This is a genomic window from Halorhodospira abdelmalekii, from assembly GCF_016583625.1.
Classification (GTDB): domain Bacteria; phylum Pseudomonadota; class Gammaproteobacteria; order Nitrococcales; family Halorhodospiraceae; genus Halorhodospira; species Halorhodospira abdelmalekii.
In genome coordinates this window covers 1-17,972 of the sequence record NZ_NRRN01000055.1, presented here as the reverse complement: position 1 = coordinate 17,972, position 17,972 = coordinate 1, and the positions used below count along the sequence as shown (strand labels likewise).

At 65.7% G+C, this 17,972-nt stretch carries 15 protein-coding genes; 12 read left to right on the top strand and 3 right to left on the bottom strand.

All coding sequences use genetic code 11. The features are described from left to right. Positions 1 to 291 precede the first annotated feature (291 nt). From CKO15_RS11710 to CKO15_RS11675, 8 genes are all read left to right on the top strand, one after another. Positions 292 to 1,428 carry a Re/Si-specific NAD(P)(+) transhydrogenase subunit alpha gene (locus CKO15_RS11710; RefSeq protein ID WP_200196471.1) on the top strand — a complete coding sequence of 379 codons (1,137 nt, stop codon included), beginning with the start codon at positions 292 to 294 and terminating at the stop codon, positions 1,426 to 1,428. Further along, entirely contained in the window at positions 1,425 to 1,724 is a 300-nt protein-coding gene (locus CKO15_RS11705) for an NAD(P) transhydrogenase subunit alpha part 2 (RefSeq protein WP_207124081.1), read from the top strand. The genes CKO15_RS11710 and CKO15_RS11705 overlap by 4 nt, the downstream gene beginning before the upstream one ends. 2 nt (positions 1,725 to 1,726) lie before the next feature. Further along, a complete protein-coding gene (locus CKO15_RS11700; RefSeq protein ID WP_200196468.1) occupies positions 1,727 to 3,127 on the top strand; it encodes an NAD(P)(+) transhydrogenase (Re/Si-specific) subunit beta in 1,401 nt (466 codons plus the stop codon). A 33-nt stretch (positions 3,128 to 3,160) separates the two neighbouring features. After that, positions 3,161 to 3,715, top strand: a complete 555-nt coding sequence (locus CKO15_RS11695) for a TIGR02444 family protein (protein WP_338036057.1) — start codon at positions 3,161 to 3,163, stop codon at positions 3,713 to 3,715. A 133-nt stretch (positions 3,716 to 3,848) separates the two neighbouring features. Beyond that, positions 3,849 to 4,790: a putative ATP-dependent zinc protease gene (locus CKO15_RS14550; protein WP_200196465.1), complete on the top strand. Its 942-nt coding sequence runs from the start codon at positions 3,849 to 3,851 to the stop codon at positions 4,788 to 4,790. 93 nt (positions 4,791 to 4,883) lie between these two features. Continuing rightward, positions 4,884 to 6,401: an inactive transglutaminase family protein gene (locus tag CKO15_RS11685; protein WP_200196463.1), complete on the top strand. Its 1,518-nt coding sequence runs from the start codon at positions 4,884 to 4,886 to the stop codon at positions 6,399 to 6,401. Further along, the gene (locus tag CKO15_RS11680) at positions 6,398 to 7,546 is read left to right on the top strand and encodes an alpha-L-glutamate ligase-like protein (RefSeq protein ID WP_200196461.1); all 1,149 of its coding nucleotides are present in this window, start codon (positions 6,398 to 6,400) and stop codon (positions 7,544 to 7,546) included. Before CKO15_RS11685 ends, CKO15_RS11680 begins: the two co-directional genes overlap by 4 nt. Further along, positions 7,543 to 8,982 carry a sodium/glutamate symporter gene (locus tag CKO15_RS11675; RefSeq protein ID WP_200196459.1) on the top strand — a complete coding sequence of 480 codons (1,440 nt, stop codon included), beginning with the start codon at positions 7,543 to 7,545 and terminating at the stop codon, positions 8,980 to 8,982. Before CKO15_RS11680 ends, CKO15_RS11675 begins: the two co-directional genes overlap by 4 nt. Before the next feature lie 123 nt (positions 8,983 to 9,105). Here the strand turns inward: CKO15_RS11675 and CKO15_RS11670 are convergent, their stop codons facing one another. Continuing rightward, positions 9,106 to 9,711: a DNA-J related domain-containing protein gene (locus CKO15_RS11670; protein ID WP_200196457.1), complete on the bottom strand. Its 606-nt coding sequence runs from the start codon at positions 9,709 to 9,711 to the stop codon at positions 9,106 to 9,108. A gap of 142 nt (positions 9,712 to 9,853) precedes the next feature. Between CKO15_RS11670 and CKO15_RS11665 the strand changes: the two genes are divergently transcribed. Continuing rightward, on the top strand, positions 9,854 to 12,193 hold the full coding sequence (locus tag CKO15_RS11665; RefSeq protein WP_200196455.1) for a primosomal protein N': 2,340 nt from the start codon (positions 9,854 to 9,856) through the stop codon (positions 12,191 to 12,193). Positions 12,194 to 12,220: 27 nt separating this feature from the next. Here the strand turns inward: CKO15_RS11665 and rfaH are convergent, their stop codons facing one another. Both rfaH and CKO15_RS11655 read right to left on the bottom strand, forming a co-directional pair. After that, positions 12,221 to 12,730, bottom strand: a complete 510-nt coding sequence (gene rfaH / locus CKO15_RS11660) for a transcription/translation regulatory transformer protein RfaH (RefSeq protein ID WP_200196453.1) — start codon at positions 12,728 to 12,730, stop codon at positions 12,221 to 12,223. Positions 12,731 to 12,846: 116 nt separating this feature from the next. Beyond that, the gene (locus tag CKO15_RS11655; protein ID WP_200196451.1) at positions 12,847 to 13,101 is read right to left on the bottom strand and encodes a zinc-finger domain-containing protein; all 255 of its coding nucleotides are present in this window, start codon (positions 13,099 to 13,101) and stop codon (positions 12,847 to 12,849) included. Between the two features lie 145 nt (positions 13,102 to 13,246). Here CKO15_RS11655 and CKO15_RS11650 point away from each other — a divergent pair, with 145 nt between their 5' ends. The 3 genes from CKO15_RS11650 to hldE are packed head-to-tail and all read left to right on the top strand — an operon-like array spanning position 13,247 to position 17,492. Further along, a complete protein-coding gene (locus CKO15_RS11650) occupies positions 13,247 to 14,080 on the top strand; it encodes a hypothetical protein (RefSeq protein WP_200196449.1) in 834 nt (277 codons plus the stop codon). Positions 14,081 to 14,106: 26 nt separating this feature from the next. Further along, positions 14,107 to 16,029: a hypothetical protein gene (locus CKO15_RS11645; protein WP_200196446.1), complete on the top strand. Its 1,923-nt coding sequence runs from the start codon at positions 14,107 to 14,109 to the stop codon at positions 16,027 to 16,029. Beyond that, positions 16,026 to 17,492, top strand: a complete 1,467-nt coding sequence (hldE, locus tag CKO15_RS11640; protein ID WP_200196443.1) for a bifunctional D-glycero-beta-D-manno-heptose-7-phosphate kinase/D-glycero-beta-D-manno-heptose 1-phosphate adenylyltransferase HldE — start codon at positions 16,026 to 16,028, stop codon at positions 17,490 to 17,492. Before CKO15_RS11645 ends, hldE begins: the two co-directional genes overlap by 4 nt. The last annotated feature ends 480 nt before the right edge of the window (positions 17,493 to 17,972 follow it).

Here is a 17,972-nt window from a genome sequence, read left to right as displayed (position 1 = left end):
GAGGGGTAGTCAGGAGGCCGGGGCAGGGGGCCAGAGCGGGGCAGCGCTTCACAGCCCCTCGGGGATTCGCTACGATCCCCCCGTTCGCCCGCGCTTGCTCGGCCTTGACTCGATCGACTCCAGGGGAGTCCGGAGTGACCTTCGGATGGCCCGGGGTGCTTTGGTTTGCCGCTGTCGAGCGCGGTTGGGAGTCCCGATGTGGCGGGTGGGGCGATGAGTGCCCCTGCCGGTGCAGCGTGGGCGTTTGCTGTCAAACACTACATTATTTGCCGTATAACGGGGGATCGAACCATGGCCATCAAGGTTGCCGTGCCGAAGGAGACCCGGCCCGGCGAGCGGCGAGTCGCGCTCGTCCCCGGGGCCCTGAAGCAATTCGGCAAACTCGGCGTCGAGTTACTGCTTGAGAAGGGTGCCGGTGCCGATGCCGGTTTTGACGATGCTGAGTACGCGGAGGGCGGAGTAGAGATCGTCAGCAGGACCGAGCTGTTCCGTCAAGCCGATGTGCTGCTGACCGTGCAGCCACCGACGCCTAAGGACGTCAGCCAGCTGCGTCAAAATAAAGTCATCGTTGGCTTCATGGCGCCGCACGAAGGCGATGAGCGGATTCAGACGCTCTGCCAACGCAAGGCCACCAGCTTTGCTATGGAGCTGGTGCCGCGCATTACCCGCGCCCAGTCGATCGACGCGCTCTCTTCGCAGGCGGCGGCGGCTGGCTACAAGGCGGCCCTGATCGCCGCTGAGCGCTCGCCGCGCTTTTTCCCGATGCTGACCACGGCCGCCGGGACCATCCGGCCAGCGCGCGTCGTCATCGTCGGAGCCGGCGTGGCCGGGCTGCAAGCGATCGCCACCTGTCGTCGACTCGGTGCCCAGGTGCAGGCATACGACGTGCGCCCCGAGACCAAAGAGCAGGTCGAATCGCTCGGGGCGAAATTCATCGATACCGGTGTCGAGGCGGTCGGTGAGGGCGGCTACGCCCGCGAGCTCACCGCCAAGGAGCGTAAGCAGCAGGAGGAGGCGCTCGCTGAGCAAGTCACCAAAGCCCATGTGGTGATCACCACGGCGGCCGTGCCGGGGCGCGCGGCGCCGCGCATCATCGGCAAGACGACGGTCGAGCGGATGCAGCGGGGTGCGGTCATCGTCGATATGGCGGCGGAGACGGGCGGCAACTGTGCCGTCACCCGCTCCGGTAAAGAGATCACCCACAAAGGGGTGGCGGTTATCGGGCCGGAGAATCTGCCGGCCGGTCTGCCGGTGCACGCCAGCGAGATGTACTGTAAGAACCTCTATAATCTGCTTTCCTTGATGATCACCGATGGAGCGCTTGAGCTCGATTGGGACGATCAGGTCATCGCTGATACCTGCTTGACTCACGCCGGTGAAGTCCGTCACGGCCCGACCCGGGAGCGCCTGGAAGGAGGGGATTCATGATCGAAGTCAGCGGAGTCGTCGCGCTCTACGTATTCATGCTGGCGGCGGTCGCCGGCTACGAGGTCATCACGCGCGTACCGGTGATCCTGCACACGCCGCTGATGTCCGGCTCGAACTTCATCCACGGGATCGTTGTGGTCGGTGCTATGGTGGCGCTCGGAGTGGCCGAGACGCCGCTGGAGCAGGCGATCGGCTTTGTTGCAGTGCTTTTGGGCGCTGCCAACGCGGTCGGTGGCTACGTCGTGACCGAGCGGATGTTGGAGATGTTCAAAAGCAGTAAGAAGGAGGACGGCTAGAGATGGATTGGTTCGTTCAGCTTAGTTACTTCGTCGCCGCCGTTCTCTTTATCTTCGGCCTCAAGGCGATGAGCTCGCCGGTAACCGCCCGGCAGGGGGTGATGTGGGCTGGTGTCGGTATGGTGCTGGCGACCGCGGCGACCCTCTTCCACCCGAGTGTCGAGGGGGTGGGCAATATCACCCTGATCATCCTCGCGGTGGCCATTGGTGGTGGTTTTGCCTGGTTTACCGCGATCAAGGTCAAGATGACCGAGATGCCGCAGATGGTGGCCGTCTACAACGGCCTGGGCGGTGGCTCGGCCGGCGCCATTGCGGCCGTTGCGTTGCTGCAGGGGGCGCGCGCGACTGAGGGCACCAGTGTCGCCGCGGAGATGGGCTCGGACGTCGCAGTGTTGGCGCTGCTCGGTGGTGTGATCGGGTCGGTGGCCTTCTCCGGTTCGATGATCGCCTGGGCGAAACTCGATGAGCGGCTGAAGAAGTCGACCCTGGTCGAGAATCACCAGTGGTGGAACGTCGGTCTGGCGGTGGTCACGGCGCTGTTGGCGCTCTGGGTCTACCACACCGGCTCCGGCTTCCCGATCCTGCTCTTCTTCCTCGCCGCGCTGGCTCTTGGCATCTTTATCACCGTGCCGATCGGTGGCGCCGATATGCCGGTGGTGATCTCGCTCTTTAACGCCTTGACCGGTTTGGCGGTCGGCTTCAAGGGCTACGTCCTCGGCAACCTGGCGCTGATCATTGCCGGTACTGTGGTCGGTGCCGCCGGTATGTTGCTGACGGTCTTGATGGCCAAGGCCATGAACCGCTCTATTGCCAATATCCTCTTCAGCGGCTTCGGGGCGACGCCGAGTGCCTCCGGAAGCAGCGAAGGCGGCGAGATGAAGGAGGTCGGCCCGGCCGATGGCGCCTACATGATGGCCTACGCCGATCGGGTGGTCATTGTCCCGGGCTACGGGCTGGCGGTGGCGCAGGCGCAGCATAAGCTCTGGGAGATGGTCGAGCTGCTGCAACAGCACGACGTCGAGGTGAAGTTCGCCATCCACCCGGTGGCCGGACGGATGCCGGGACACATGAACGTGCTGCTCGCCGAGGCCGGTGTGCCGTACGATATGATCTACGACATGGATGAGATCAACGAAGAGTTCGAAGGCACCGACGTGGTGTTGATCATCGGCGCGAACGATGTCGTCAACCCGGCGGCCCGCGAGGATGAGAGCAGCCCGATCTACGGGATGCCGATCCTCAACGTCGATTACGCCGATAATGTCCTGGTGGTGAAGCGAGGCCGTGGGGCTGGCTTCTCCGGGGTCGAGAACACTCTCTTCTTCCGCGACAATACGCGCATGGTCTTCGGCGACGCCCAAAAGGTGGTGGCCGAGATGGTGCAGACCGTTAAGAGCATGTAAAGCCGGACCAAGAGTCCGGAGGGAGGCACGATCGTGGACGACTCGGAGCGACTGTGGCGCTTTGCTGAGACCGTCTACGCCCGTGCCGGCGTCGAGGCGGCCTGTCTGAAACTGCAGGCCCGCTACGGCCTGTCGATCAGCATGTTGCTGGCGGCGGTCTGGAGCGGCCTGCAGGGGTATGGCCGCTTCGGCGTCACCAACATTGAGGGGGCGATCCGCCGTGGTCAAGAGTGGGATCGAGAGGTCATCGAGCCGCTGCGGGCGCTGCGTCGCCATCTCAAGTTACACCCGCCGCGCGGCGCTGAGGAGGAGACGCAGCAACTGCGTAAAGAGCTGATCAATGCCGAACTGCGGGCCGAGTCGATTGAGCAGCAGCTCTTTTTGCAAGATCTGCCGGACGGTTTGCCGGCAGCTCCGCCGGCGCAGCGCTGGCGCGATGCGGCGTGGAACGCCGGTGTCGTAGTGCGCCGTAAGTGTCCGAGTTGCGACCCCGAGGCGGTTTCGGCGATCGCCTGTATCCTGGCCGCCGCTTGTGACGACCTCGACAGCGCAACGGTTGTCGAAGAGGTCAAGCGCGCATGGCCGTAGTCGTGTCGTGGGTGCGGATGTGATTGCTACTGCCGTGGTCGTCCTTGCTGTTGTGGCTGTGGCTGTGGCTGTGGCTGTGGCTAAAGCTGGCCCGTGGGCTGCAGTTCCCCGTTGGGGCAGGGGCTGGGGTGGTGTGCGCGTGCGCGGTGTGCGCACCCTGGCGCTGGTTGGCGGGGCGGTCCTGGCGAGCGGTTGCAGCGGTGTGATATGGGTCGATCAAGAGACCCCGGAGCGCCTTGAGCTGCGCCTTGATGAGTTGGCCGTGCAGATCGAAGAGCAGGGCGGGCGGCAAACCTCGGCTCTGGCTTTGCTGCACGCCGATCTCATTGAGCACCGTGCGCAGGTTGCTGATGGGCTGCGTTGGCGCGAAGAGCAACAGCAGCGCGAGCGTCTAATCGGCGCCATGGAGTCGTTGTTGGCGCAGCGGACCTTACTCGGCGTAGGACTTTTCGCGCTCGGGTGCCCGGAGCGTGACAACGCCCCTTGTCCGGAGGAGCGCTTGCACGCTGATCAGCAGATCAGCGGCGAGCGGATGTATGTGCTCGGCGAGATCGAACCGGCACAGATTGATCCTCCGGGTGTTCAACTCGATGCGCGCATCGATACTGGGGCGAACACTTCGTCGCTGGATGCGCGTAATATCGAGCCGTTCGAACGAGATGGTGAGCCGTGGGTGCGCTTCGAGATCGTCGACCCGGCTCGTGAGGAGCGCTTTGCGCTTGAACGCCCGCGTGCGCGCGTCTCGCGGATTACCCAAGCCGCCGGTGCCGAGGAGCGCCCGGTTGTGGAACTGCACGTAACCGTCGGCGAGATCTCAGAGCTCATCGAGTTAACCCTGACCGATCGCAGCCACCTGACCCACCCATTGCTGATTGGTCGCAACCTTCTCCGCGATGTTGCCCTGGTCGATGTTGGGCTGGTGCGAGTGACCTCCCCGGCGACCCCCGACGATGACGATCTCGAAGCGGTGACCGCGGATGACTATGTCGAGAAGCTCGACCCCGACGCCGAGGAGAGTGGGGACGAGGAAGACGATGTCGGTGACGATGACGATGCCTCGAATGGCGAAGAGTAGGCGGGCGCCAGGCTTGCTAAGTCGCCGCTGGGCCAGGGCGGGTTTGGTCAAGCACGATGGGTTGCCCGGCGAACGTGCGGTAGTGATGGCTCAATGAGTGCTCGGACGGTCTTCTTTGCCCTGATTGCAACCCTGGTGATCGTTGGCAGCGCTATGGCTGCGTGGCGTCACATCGACGCCGGAGTGCCGTTCTGGCCTGGAGTGCAGCAGCCGGTGTGGCTGGTCGAGGCGCGGATCGACTTCGAGGCGACGGGTGAAGGGGTCCTGGTCAGTTTCAACATCCCGAGCGATCCCCCCGGTTTTGACGTCTCCTTCGCCCATACCGCCTCACCCGGCTACGGCTTCGATAAGGTCGAAGAGGACGGGGTGCTGCGCGGCGAGTGGTCGATTCGCGAGGCGAGTGGGCCGCAGACGCTCTACTATAAGATCCACGCCGTACCGAATGGCCGCGCCTACCGCCATAGCAACCCCACCCAGGAACCGCCGACGCCGTCGGCACCGACCTGGTCGGGGGCCGAGGAGACCGCCGCTGCCCAGATCCTTGAGCGCGCCAAGCAGGCCTCAAGCACCCCTGAGAGTTTGACCCGACAGCTCATCGCCGCTTTCCGTGGGCCGGTCGACGATAATGCCTCGTTGCTGCTTAATCGCTACGAGCGAGTCGAGGTCATCGAGCGTCTGCTCCACCAAGCGGGCGTGCCAGCGCGTCGAGCGATGGGCTTGAGGCTCGAAGATGGTCGCCGCAATCAGAGTCCAACGCCACTCCTTGAGGTCTACGCCAGTGAGTATTGGGTGCCGTTTGATCCACAGACCGGCCATCAGGGGGTGGCCGACGATATGCTGCTCTGGCACCGCGGTGGGGCGTCGCTGATCGATCTCTTTGGTGGGAGCGGGGCGCGTGTCGTCTTCTCGATGAACCAGCAGCGGGTGCCCGCTGAGCAGCTTGCGCGCATGGACGAGCAGGGGGCACTGATCAGCATGTTGAGTGTCCACCAGCTGCCGATTGAACAGCAGACGGTCTTTAAGTTGCTATTGCTGTTGCCGTTGGGCGCGCTGGTGACGGTCTTCTTGCGCGTCCTGGTGGGGGTGCGGACCTCGGGGACCTTCATGCCGGTGCTCATTGCCCTGGCCTTTCTACAGACTGAACTACTCGCCGGCCTAGTCAGTTTCGTCGGCATTGTCGCCCTGGGGTTGCTCCTGCGCAGCTACCTATCGCGATTGAATCTGCTGCTCGTTGCGCGAATCGCAACGGTGATTGTTATTGTCGTCTTTTTGATTGGCTTGTTGAGCCTGCTCGGCTATCAGCTCGGCTTTGCCACCGGTATGACGCTGGCCTTCTTCCCGATTATCATCATCGCGTGGACAATCGAGCGGATGTCGATCTTGTGGGAAGAGGAGGGGCCGCACGAGGTGCTCGTCCAGGGCAGCGGGAGTTTGATCGTCGCCTTGGCCGCCTACGCCCTGATGAGTTGGCCGCTGATGCAGCACCTGACCTTTAACTTTCCGGAGATCAACCTGATCGTTGTGGCGCTGATCATGCTCATGGGGCAGTACACCGGCTACCGGCTGCTTGAGTTACGGCGCTTCGGCGCCTTTACCGAGAAGAGCGGATGAGCACAGAGGGCGCAGAGAGCGCGGAGCCCGACCGGCAGCGGTCACCGCTGCCCGGGCCCCCTACGCCCGTCACCGCGAGCCGTTCGTGGTATGCGGCGGGGCGGGCGCTCTGGCAGCAGCTGTGGTCGCATCACTGGCTTGAGGCACGGCGACTGCGTACTGCCGGTGTGCTTGGCATGAATCAGCGCAATATCGACTATATCGGCCGCTATAACGAGCGTCGCCTCTATCCGGGTGTCGATGATAAGCTGCGCACGAAGCTGCTGGCTAGGGAGTACGGGGTGAGTACGCCGCAGCTGCACGGAGTAATCCGACAGCAGCACGAGGTGCGTCGGCTAGAGCAGCGGATTGACGGGCTCAACGAGTTCGTCATCAAACCGGCTAAAGGCTCTGGCGGTAAGGGTATCTTGGTGATCAGCGAGCGGCGCAACGGTGCGCTGATCAGTGCCGGAGGGCGGCGCATGAGCATGGACGATCTGCGTCGGCACGTCTCTAACACGCTAGCAGGGTTACACTCTCTGGCCGGGGCACCCGATGTCGCGATCATCGAAGAGCGAATCTGTCTCGATCCTCTCTTTGAACGGCTCTCTTGCGAGGGGGTGCCGGATATCCGGGTCATCGTCTTTCTCGGCTATCCGGTGATGGCGATGCTGCGGCTGGCTACTCGTGCCTCCTCCGGTAAGGCGAACCTGCACCAAGGTGCGATCGGGGTCGGTCTCGATCTGGGCAGCGGCCAGTGCGCCTACGCGGTGCAGAACGATCGTCGCGTCTACCACCACCCCGATACGGGGAGCGAACTCGACCAAGTGGTAATCCCGGATTGGCGCGATCTGTTGGTGCTGGCGGCGCGCTGCCAGGAAATGAGCGGTCTGGGCTATCTCGGAGCGGATCTGGTGATCGACCGGCAGCATGGACCACAGCTGCTGGAGCTGAATGCTCGCCCCGGGCTGTCGGTGCAGATTGCCAATGGCGCGGGCCTGTTGCCGCGGCTGCGGTTGATTGAAAGCTTGCAGCGGCGACATGAGAGCGCTGCCGAGCGGGTCGATTTCGCCATGCACGCCTTCGGTACACCGCCTGGGGCGGCACTATCGCCCTCTCCGCATGCCGCCGAGGCCGGATCTACGCCCGCAGGAGGGGTGCGATGACGGCAGCCGAGATTCTGACCGCATTGCTGCTGCTGAGTCTCTTAGTCCTCGGCGCTGCTGTACTGCGCAATCATCTGCTGTGGGCGCAACGGCTCTTCTTGCCGAGCTCGATCATCGCCGGGGTGGTGGCGCTGCTGCTTGGCCCCGAGGTCTTAGGGCGCTGGCTGGAGAGCCCCTTCGAAGAGGGCGGTGGGCTCTTCCCCGAGTTCGTGCTTGAGACGTGGAGCGCCATCCCCGGGCTGCTAATCAGCGTCGTCTTTGCTGCGCTCTTCCTCGGTAAGCCACTGCCCGGGCTGCGCGAGATCTGGATGCGGGCGGGTCCGCAGGTGGTCGTCGGGCAGACCTTGGCGTGGGGGCAGTATGTCGTCGGTCTGCTCTTGGCGATCCTGGTCTTGGTGCCGCTCTTCGGCATGAGTCCGCTCGCTGGGGCGCTGATTGAGATCGGCTTTGAGGGCGGGCACGGGACGGCTGCCGGTATGGCGGCATCGTTCGCTGAGTTGGGCTTTCCGGCAGGTGCCGATCTGGCTTTAGGGCTGGCTACGGTCGGCATCGTCAGCGGCGTGCTCATCGGTACGGTGATGATCAATATCGCGGTCCGGCGCGGTGTGATCGACTCACCGAACGCCGCCGGGCATGCCGATGCCGCAGGGGGGCTGCCGTCGGCCCATTCACCGGAGTGGCAGCAGTGGCGGCGCGAGCGGCAGGCCGAGCAGGCGGCGACCGATCCGCTGACCGTGCACCTGGGGCTGGTCGGGCTGGCCGTGGTGATTGGCTGGGCGCTGCTGAATGGACTGCAGTGGTTTGAGTCGGTGACCTGGGCACGCGATGGCGGTGTGGCGGTCTTGGCGCACGTGCCGCTCTTCCCGATGGCGATGCTCGGTGGTGTCTTGCTGCAGGTGTTTATCGACCGCAGCGGCTACGGTGAGCGCATCTCGGCGCGGACGATGGCGCGAATCTCGGGGACGGCGCTCGATTTCACCATCGTTGCGGCCCTGGCTACCCTCTCGCTCACCGTCCTCGGTGAGCATTGGGTGCCCTTTATATTACTGGCGCTGACCGGTATCGCCTGGTCGCTCTTCGTGCTGCTGGTCATCGCCCCGCGCGTGATTCCCGAGAACTGGTTTGAGCGCGGCGTGGGCGATTTTGGTCAGTCGATGGGGGTGACCGTAACCGGGGTGCTGCTGATGCGCATGGCCGACCCGAGTAACCGCTCTGGGGCCCTGGAGAGTTTCGGCTACAAACAGCTGCTCTTCGAACCGATCGTTGGTGGCGGGCTCTTCACGGCGGCCTCGCTGCCGTTGATCTATCAGTTTGGCCCGGTGGCGGTATTGATCCTGGCGGCAGTGATGACGACCGCCTGGTTGGCGCTCGGTCTCTTCTACTTCGGTCGCTGGGTTCCGGACGGGGGGCGCGGGCGCTGGCGTGGTCGCCGTTAGCCTCGCCAGGGTACGCACCACCGGTAGGGCAGTGCCAAGCGATGCCGGTTAGCGCGATTGCCTGCTGGCCAGATAGCCCGCTGATCGGATAGCCCGTTGGTTAGTTTGCTGGTCAGTTACCAGTCAGTTACCAGTCAGTTGCCGATAGGCGGCGGTGATGCGCTGGAGGGTCGCCGTATCGCCGCCGCGATCGGGGTGGTGGCGCATCGCTAAACGGCGATAAGCGCGCCGGATCTGTACGCGGTCGGCGTCGGCCTCGAGACCGAGGACGGCCAGCGCCTCATGGCGGTGATCGGGGTCGTTTGCTAGATCGTCCGTCAGGCAGCGGCGTAGCCCTTCGGCGATCAATGCCTCGACCGCCGTATCGTCCATGCCCTCCAGGTTGCTGAGGTCGAGATAGAAGGCGGCGACCTCGTCACCCGCCGCGAGCGCACCAGACTGGGCGTGCGGCTGCGGATGAGGGCAAAGACGGATGTCGAGGCAGTGAATCTGCAGAGTCAGTCCCTCGGCGGCGAGCTGTGGGCGCACTCGGTAGAGGGCGTGAAAGAGGATGAAGTGGGCGCGGAAGAGCGTTTCGGGGCGCTGCCGGGCGGCGCGCTCGAAGAGTCGGCAGCCAGCCTCGGCTAGCGCCTCCATCAACGTCCACTCATCGAGACCGTGCGGTTGTGCGGCACGCAGGATGCGCAAGGCGTGGTGCTGCAGTGTCGCGATGGCTTTTTCGAACTCCATAGCGCCCGACTCTAACGCGCGTGCCTCGGCGCGTCACCCTCGCCACTTGCCCCACCCGGCGGTAGCGGCGGCGCGTGGTCGCACCCAGACGGCCTCTGTCGGTATCAGCACGGTATCTCTACGGCATCCTTACGGAGAGGCGATGGACGATCGAGCCGACGATAACGTTGCGGATCCAGTCGATGATCCCCTCGCTGAGGGCGCACCCGCTCGGCTCCTGCAGGTGGCGGTGCCGCGGCCCCTGCCTGAGCCGCTCGACTATCTGCCACCGTCACCGGGGATTGCGGAGCGGGTCGTTGGGCGCCGTATCGACGTGCCGCTTGGGAAGGGGAGGGCGGTTGGAGTGGTCGTCGGCGTCGCCGCCCGCACGGCGGTTGCCCAGGGTCGGTTGCGACGAGCTCACGGCTGGCTCGATGAGGTGCCGCTCTTCGATCGTGAACTGCTCGAGACCCTACGCTGGGCGGCTGGCTACTACCGTTATCCATTCGGCGAGGTGCTGAGTGCCGCGTTGCCCGGCGGGTTGCGCCGCGGTGCGCCCGCTGGTGCGCAAGAGACGTGGTGGTCTTTGAGCGCGGCGGCTCGGGTAGAGGGTCCGCTGCTGCCGCAGGCGCCGCGGCAGGAGGCGTTGCGGCAGCGGCTGCTGTCGGTTGGCGGAGCGGCCCCGGCGACTGAGTTGCTTGCCGAGCAACCGGCGTGGCAGCGCGCCGCCCGTGAGCTGGAGCGGCGCGGTTACTTACAGCGCGAACAACGCACGGTCGGTCCGCTCTCTGGTAGCGTAACCGCTTCTTCGTCCCTGTCCGCACCACCGGCCCTGGCCCCGTCCCCAAACATCCCGGATGTCCCAGGCGACTCCCCTCCGCCGCTGGATGAGGCGCAGCGGCAAGCCCTCACAGCGATCCAGGCAGCGGTCGGCTTTCATACCTTCCTGCTCGATGGGGTGACCGGAAGCGGTAAGACAGAGGTCTATCTGCAAGCCGCTGCGCGCGTGCTGGCGCGCGGTCAGCAAGTGTTGCTGTTGGTGCCGGAGATTGGCTTGGCACCGCAGCTGCTGGAGCGGGTGCGGGCGCGCTTGCCTGGCCGCGTGGTGGTGCTCCATTCGGGGCTTGCGGAGGGGGAGCGGACGGCCGCGTGGCTGGCGGCGCGGGCAGGTGAGGCAGCGGTGGTGGTGGGGACGCGCTCGGCGGTGCTCACCCCGCTGCCGCGGTTGGGGTTGATCGTTGTCGATGAGGAGCACGACCCGTCGCTTTCACAGCAAGAGGGGTTTCGCTATTCGGGGCGCGACCTCGCCGTAGTGCGCGCCCGGGCGCACGCGGTGCCTATCGTGCTTGGCTCGGCCACCCCCTCGCTCGAGACGCTGCACAACGCCCAGCGGCAGCGCTACACTCGCCTGGTCTTGCCGCAGCGTGCTGGCACCGCACGCGCGCCGAGTATCCAAGTGATCGACATTCGCAGTCGGCCGTTGACCGGTGGCCTCTCTGCGCCCTTGCGCCAGGCGCTGAGCCGCCACCTTGAGGCGGGGCAGCAGGCAATGATCTTTCTCAATCGGCGCGGCTACGCCCCGGTGCTGATCTGTCACGCCTGTGGCTGGGTGGCTGAGTGCCGGCATTGCGATGCGCGATTGACGGTGCATCGGGCGCGCGGACGGATGCGTTGTCACCACTGCGAGTACGAGCGCCCGCTGCCGAGTGCCTGTCCAGAGTGCGGGGGGACGCAGTTGCTGCCACTGGGGCCAGGGACCGAACGGCTTGAAGAGGCGCTGCGCGAATCCTTCCCGCACGTTTCGCAGGTGCGTATCGATCGCGATACAACACGCCGTCGCGGTGCCCTTGAGGCGGCATTGGCTAGGGCGCACTGCGGCGAGGCGCAGCTGCTCATTGGGACACAGATGCTGGCTAAGGGTCACCACCTGCCGGAGCTGACCTTGGTGGCGATCATCGACGTCGATCAGGGCCTCTTTGGTGCCGATTTCCGTGCCCCGGAGCGCCTGGCTCAGTTGATTGTTCAGGTCGCCGGACGGGCTGGGCGAGGGGAGCAGGCGGGTGAGGTCGTGCTGCAGACTCGCCACCCGGAGCATCCGCTCCTGCGGACCCTACTTGAGCATGGCTACGGGGCGTTCGCCGAGGCGCACCTGCAGGAGCGCTCTGCAGCCGGCTTGCCGCCCTTTGCGGCACTGGCGCTGCTGCGCGCCGAGGCCCGTGAGGCGAGTGTCGCCGAGCGGTTTTTGGTGGAGGCGCGCGAGCAGGGGGAGCGGCTGCTGGGCGCCGCAGACTCCGGTTCGACTGCGGACGTCGAGCTGCTTGGCCCGATACCGGCACCGATGCCGCGGCGAGAGGGGCGACAGCGTGTACAGTTGCTGCTGCGCGCCGAGCAGCGCGCGCCGCTGCAGGCCTTCCTCGGGGTGTGGTCGCCGCAGCTGGCTAAGCTCAAGGGCGTGCGTGCGGTGCGTTGGTCACTCGACGTCGATCCGGTCGATCTGTTTTAGCGGGCGCCTGCGGGCTCAAATGCGCGACTAAGCCCGTTCAAGGTCGTGCTGTGAAATCTGCAAGGCGGTGTGTTGATTGACCAAGTCGAGCAGAATAATGGCCCGTTCGTCACCGCGTTTGGCCTGGAAGATCCCCTCATACCCCTTGAAGGGGCCGTCGAGAACACGCACCCGCTCGCCCGGGTGGAGAGGTTCCGGGGCGAGATCGCAGTAGCCCTGGGCGGTGCGCTCGCGGATCAGTTCGACTAAGGCGTCGGGGACTTGGGCTGGCCAGGGACCGAAGCGAACCAGGCCGCTGACCCCATATGTCGAACGGATTGGACTCCAGTCCTCAATTCCAGCCGCCAAACGAATGAAAAGATAGCGGGGAAACATCGGCTCGATAAATGTGCGGTAGCGCCGACGGTGGTGACGGCGCACGCGCGCGTACGGCAGGTAGCAGCGAAACCCTTGCGCATCCAGGTTCCACCACGCCTTCTCTTCCTGGCGCGGCTTGCTATAGACCAGGTACCAGGCATCGACACCATCACCGATCATGAGTAGACACCTCCGCAGATCGGACAACACCGGGCGGCCCGTGAGCCGCACTGCCCTCGCCACGTAAGGCGTGGGGTGGGCCGCCTGGCGCGAGGTTAGATCGCGAGGTTAGGCGGTTACTTCCACTCACGAGCCCCACGAACGTCAACGGCTAGCCGGTCGTTATCGTCAAGCAAGTAGCGTGTACCGCAATAGGGACAGACCGCCTCGCCGCTTTCGTGTACCGGCAAAAAGACCCGCGGGTGAGAGCACCATAGGTAGGTCTCAGGCGTTGGGCAGGCCAGCGGTAAATCGGCGGCGGTAACGTGGCGCTGGCGTTCAGCGTTCGGTTGCAGCAAGTCTGCACGCTGATAGCTTTGTGGCTCAGGCATGCTTTCCCCCTCCTCGGGCTATTGTCGCACTATAGATTGTATAGAAACTCGTGGCGCTCCGGAATCACTCCGAATGGGCACTCGGTTGAGCGCTGGCACTAGCCAGGGCGCGGCCTGCACAGTAGGCTATCCGGCGAGTGTACGAGTGAGGAACGGTGCCGTGCGCCAGCAGCCCCCCGGAGATAACCGCATTGAGATGCTCTATGCGCAGCTGCGTGCTTGCTCCTCGCCCGAGGCGTATCGTGAGGGGGTGCGGGGGGCGGCTGCCCGTGCGCGGGCGAGCGTGCCGATCGTTGATTTGGTGCACCGGACCCCCGCCTACAACCTGACAACGCTGATTGGGTTGCTTGAACGCGAGCGCTTTCAGGCGCCGGTGTTGCTCTTTGAGCGCGGGCTTGATGCCCAAGGCACCCCCTTCGTGCACCACGAATGCGCCACGGCCGCGCTCGGTGCGGCGTGCACCGCCTTGTTCAGCCTGCCCGACTGCTCTGGAAGTCCGACCGCGCACCGGCAGCTGCTCGCCGATTTGGTCGGACTGTGGCTGATCGCGGCCGTGGCAACCGCGGGCGGTACGGAGGATCAAGTGCTTCGTGATCTGGCCCGCGGCATGGGGCCGTGGATGGTGCCGCAAGGATGGGCCGGACGGTTGCTGCAAGTGGATAGCGGTGAGGCGTTTCACCCCCACGGGATGGTGGTCGCGTTGGTGCGCGAGGCCGTTGCCGAGCGCGCCCCGGGACTGAAGTTGCGGGTGGTGCGCCAGGCTCTGGAGGCGCTTGATGTCTGCAGCGGGGCGCAGTACCCGCAACTGTGGCGACGCGCCTTGGCGTTTGTCGTTGGCGCCGATCTCCATCAAGATCCGCTCGGGCGTCTCCACGCTGAGTACCACGCGCATCGCGAGAGTCCGGCGAGCCGCCATCGGCGTGCCGTCGACTTTATCTATCGTGAGGCCATCCCCACTTACCACTCGGTGCGCGACTAGTGGGTGCGCAATCAAAGGAGGAGTGAATGCGACGGGTCGCAGCAATCTTCGTGGTCGTGCTGGCCGCGGTTTGGTTATCCGGATATGTAGCTTGGGAGACCGGCTACCTGACAGCCGCTGAGCTGGCGCCGCTGCAGTCGGCGTTGGCGGAGCATGTCGATGCGCAGGGGATGGCGCTGCTGGCGCAGGCCGTCGAGTGGGGGGCGTGGGCCATTGCGGTGCTCCTACCGCTGTGGCTGCTGGTGGCGGCGATACGCGGCGGCCTCCGGGTGCGCCGGCGTTTCCGCGAGACCCGCGCGGCATTAGAGAAGGCGCGGCAGGTGGAGACGGTCAGCGCCTACGATCGCGTACTGCGCATCGCTGGTCACGGCTGGTGGCGACCGCGTAAATCGCTGCGGGAGGCGCTGAGCGCGCGCCAGCGCCTGCTGACGGCCTACTGCGATGAGCTCGATCGGTTTGCAACGCTGCTGCAGCGGGCGCCGGATCAGCCGGCGGCAGCGACGCGGCAGGACATTGCGGCACTGCTATGCGGAGAGTTGCGGCGAGCGGTGGCGGCCCTCCACGGGGACCCGGCTGCAAAACCGCGGCGTCAGCTTGCTGTGGCGCAGCAGCCGCGCCGGTTGCGTCCGCCGTTCGCGGTGGCCGAGCGACTGCGGTGGCAACTTGGTGACCGGGGCGCCGGGGGCGATGGGGCCGGTGCCGACGATCGGAGCGGAACGCTGGAGGAGATCACGCAGCAGCTCGGGGAGGAGGCCGATGCACTCCTCGATCAGACCCTTGAGCGTGGCTTTGATTGGCGCAACTTAGTCGAGCCGGAGCAGGTGCGGCAGATTGAGCGCCCCCGCGGTTCGCTCGTTGAGGCGGCGCAGGCGCTGCCGCAGATCATCGCCGCGGCGCAGAGTCAGCTGCGCGAGCCGCCTCGTCAGCCCGGACGTGCCCGCAAGGCTACACCGATCGATTGGGAGGCGGTGCGCACCGCGCTGGCGCAGCGCATCCTGGTCGACTTCGTGCGGCGCGCCTTCACCGATCGAGGCTGGTACGCCAAGACGTATGAGAAGTGGTTCACGCACTCCGACGAGGCCGTGCGCCGGGTGGTCAATACCCTGTGGCCGCAGGAAGAGGCGCTTTTCGAGGCGAGTGAGCGCAGCGCAGCGGCCGATTCGGCGGCGGCAGAGCGACAAACAGCGGCTGACGCGCCAGCTACGGCTAAGGCAGCTACTGCGACCACTACTGCGGGGGAATCTATACCGGGTACTGATAAGGGCACTGCATCGGGGGCGGCTGCACCGAACGCGGTGCGACTTGAGCCCATGCTGCCGCTGCCGTTGCAGCAGGGTGGCAGCTTCCGTTTCTGGGGCGCTAAGCGCAACGAGGCCACCTTTGTGCCCGTCTGGCGACTCTCGGGTGCGCCGTCAACTTCCGCCGTGCCGCAGCAGCCGATCGATTCGGTCGATCTTGTTGGAGCACCGCTCAGCGCCGCCGGCAGTGAACAGCTGCTGACGCGTGCCTGTGCCGGCGGTTTGTTGGATGTTCTACGGCTGCTCATCGAAGCGCTGCGCGCGGCGGCTGCGGCGCAGGGTGCCGCCAGTGGCCCTGTACCGACTGGCGCCACCGAGACTCGCTCGGGCGCAAACGGCGGCGCAGCGAGTGTCGCGGCACCGGCAGCATCTGCCGATCGTTCTGCCGCTGCGGCCACTGCTGCGGTTACGACCAGCTCGGCGCAGCGGGCAGTGCCGCTTGAGCAGCGGCTGGCCGAGATCGCCGCGGCGTTAGCCCAGCTCGATGAAGCGCAGCTCGGCGTGACGAGCGCCGAAGGGGGCGGGTTGACGGCCTCTGGGGTTGCGCGCGAAGCCGTCGCTGTCGACCTGACACCGGTCGCATCCGTTGCCGCGCACTCTTCCCCTGAGCGTGCCGAGAGCGGGGCGCACCGCGCCGGGGGCGGGGGATGACCCTAGCGTTGCCGTCGGCCTGGGAGCAGGTGCGGGTGGCCGTGGTCGGCGACCTGATGCTTGATCGCTACTGGTCCGGTACAACGCGGCGCATCTCGCCTGAAGCCCCGGTGCCGGTGGTTCACGTCGAGGAGAGCGAGGCACGCCCCGGTGGGGCCGGCAACGTCGCTCTTAACATTGCCGCGCTCGGGGCGCAGGCCTCCCTTGCCGCTCCCAGCGGCGATGACGAGGCCGCTGATGAGCTGACGCAGGCGCTCGTCGCCGCCGGTGTCGAGTGTCGTCTGGAGCGCATCGCTGCGGCGCAGACGATCACCAAGCTGCGCATCATCAGCCGCCATCAGCAGCTGCTGCGGCTCGACTTCGAGGCGCCCTTTCCCGGCTTTGATGGCGCGGCTCTGGCCCGTTTGGCTCAACCGCTGCTCGGTGCGGCAGACGTGCTGCTCCTCTCCGACTACGCTAAAGGGGCGTTGCCCGATCCCCAACGGCTGATTGGGTCGGCCCGCGCCGCTGGGCTGCCGGTCCTGATCGACCCGAAGGGGCGGGACTATCAACGCTACCGCGGTGCCACCCTGCTCACGCCCAACCTGACCGAGTTCGAGAGTGTGGTTGGGGCGTGCTGCAGTCCGGCGCAGATCGCCGAACGGGCCGGTGCGCTGGCGCGTGAGCTGGCGATCGAGGCCCTCTTGGTCACCCGCGGCGAGGCCGGTATGACTTTGGCCCCGGCGGAGGGGGCACCGGTCCATCTGCCGACGCGCGCGCGTGAGGTCTTCGATGTGACTGGAGCGGGCGATACCGTGATCGCCACCCTAGCGGTCGGTTTGGCGGCGGGGATGGAGTTGGCGGCGGCGGCGGCGCTGGCCAATACGGCAGCCGGCGTGGTGGTTGGTAAACTCGGTACGGCGACAGTGACCCAGGCCGAGTTGCGGACGGCGTTTGCTGCGGCGAGTGGTGGATCGGGGGGTGCGGAGTCGCCGGGCGGTGTCCGTGGCGTTGTCGATGAGCCTGGGTTGATCAACGCGGTGCGCAGCGCACGCGCCGTCGGGGAGCGTGTGGTCATGACCAATGGTTGCTTCGACCTGCTCCACGCCGGGCATGTAGACTACTTGCAGCGCGCCCGGCAGTGCGGCGACCGGCTCGTCGTCGCGATCAACGACGACGCTTCAGTGCGGCGCTTAAAAGGGGCGACACGCCCGATTGTGCCGCTAGCCCAGCGCGCCGCGGTGCTCGCCGGACTCGCCGCTGTCGACTGGGTGGTGCCCTTTAGCGAGGAGACCCCGGCGCGCCTAATCGCCGCCGTGCAGCCCGATCTCCTAGTCAAGGGCGGCGACTACCAACCGCACGAGATCGCCGGGGCCGATGCCGTGACCGCCGCCGGTGGCCGGGTCGAGGTCCTGCCCTTTGTCGACGGGGCGTCGACGAGCACGCTGATCGAGCGAATTCAGCGCCTAGCATCTTCGCGGTGAGGGCCAGATCAGCAGTCACTTTTGAATTCGCGCAGTTGGTGCAGTTGGTCCCGAGCAGTGCCGATGAAGTCTTGCAGATAGCTTAGCTCCAGGTCGGCACGGCGCAAGTCGACCCGTAAGAGGCTCCGCAGGCCTTTTGATCCGAGCGGTCGATCGATCACGCCGGAGCCGCCGGAGGCTGTCGGTTCTCCTACATGAACTACTCCCGCCAAGCTACGCTATGGCGTGAGTTTCGCGCTTCGACAGGCGCGCCGACTCACCCAGAGGATGCCCCGGTCTTACCACCCTCCACGCATCGGCCGGTTCCCGACCGGATAACAAACTCTTACTTTCGATACCCTATCACCTGCTTGAGCACCGCCGGGTAGCAGGGAACCATCGCTGGTTCCCCGCCCCCTCAGAACCGTGCGTGCGAGTTTCCCCGCACACGGCTCAAGCAGGCTGCAAGGCATCCATTTGTCTCCTGTCTTTGGCATGTAT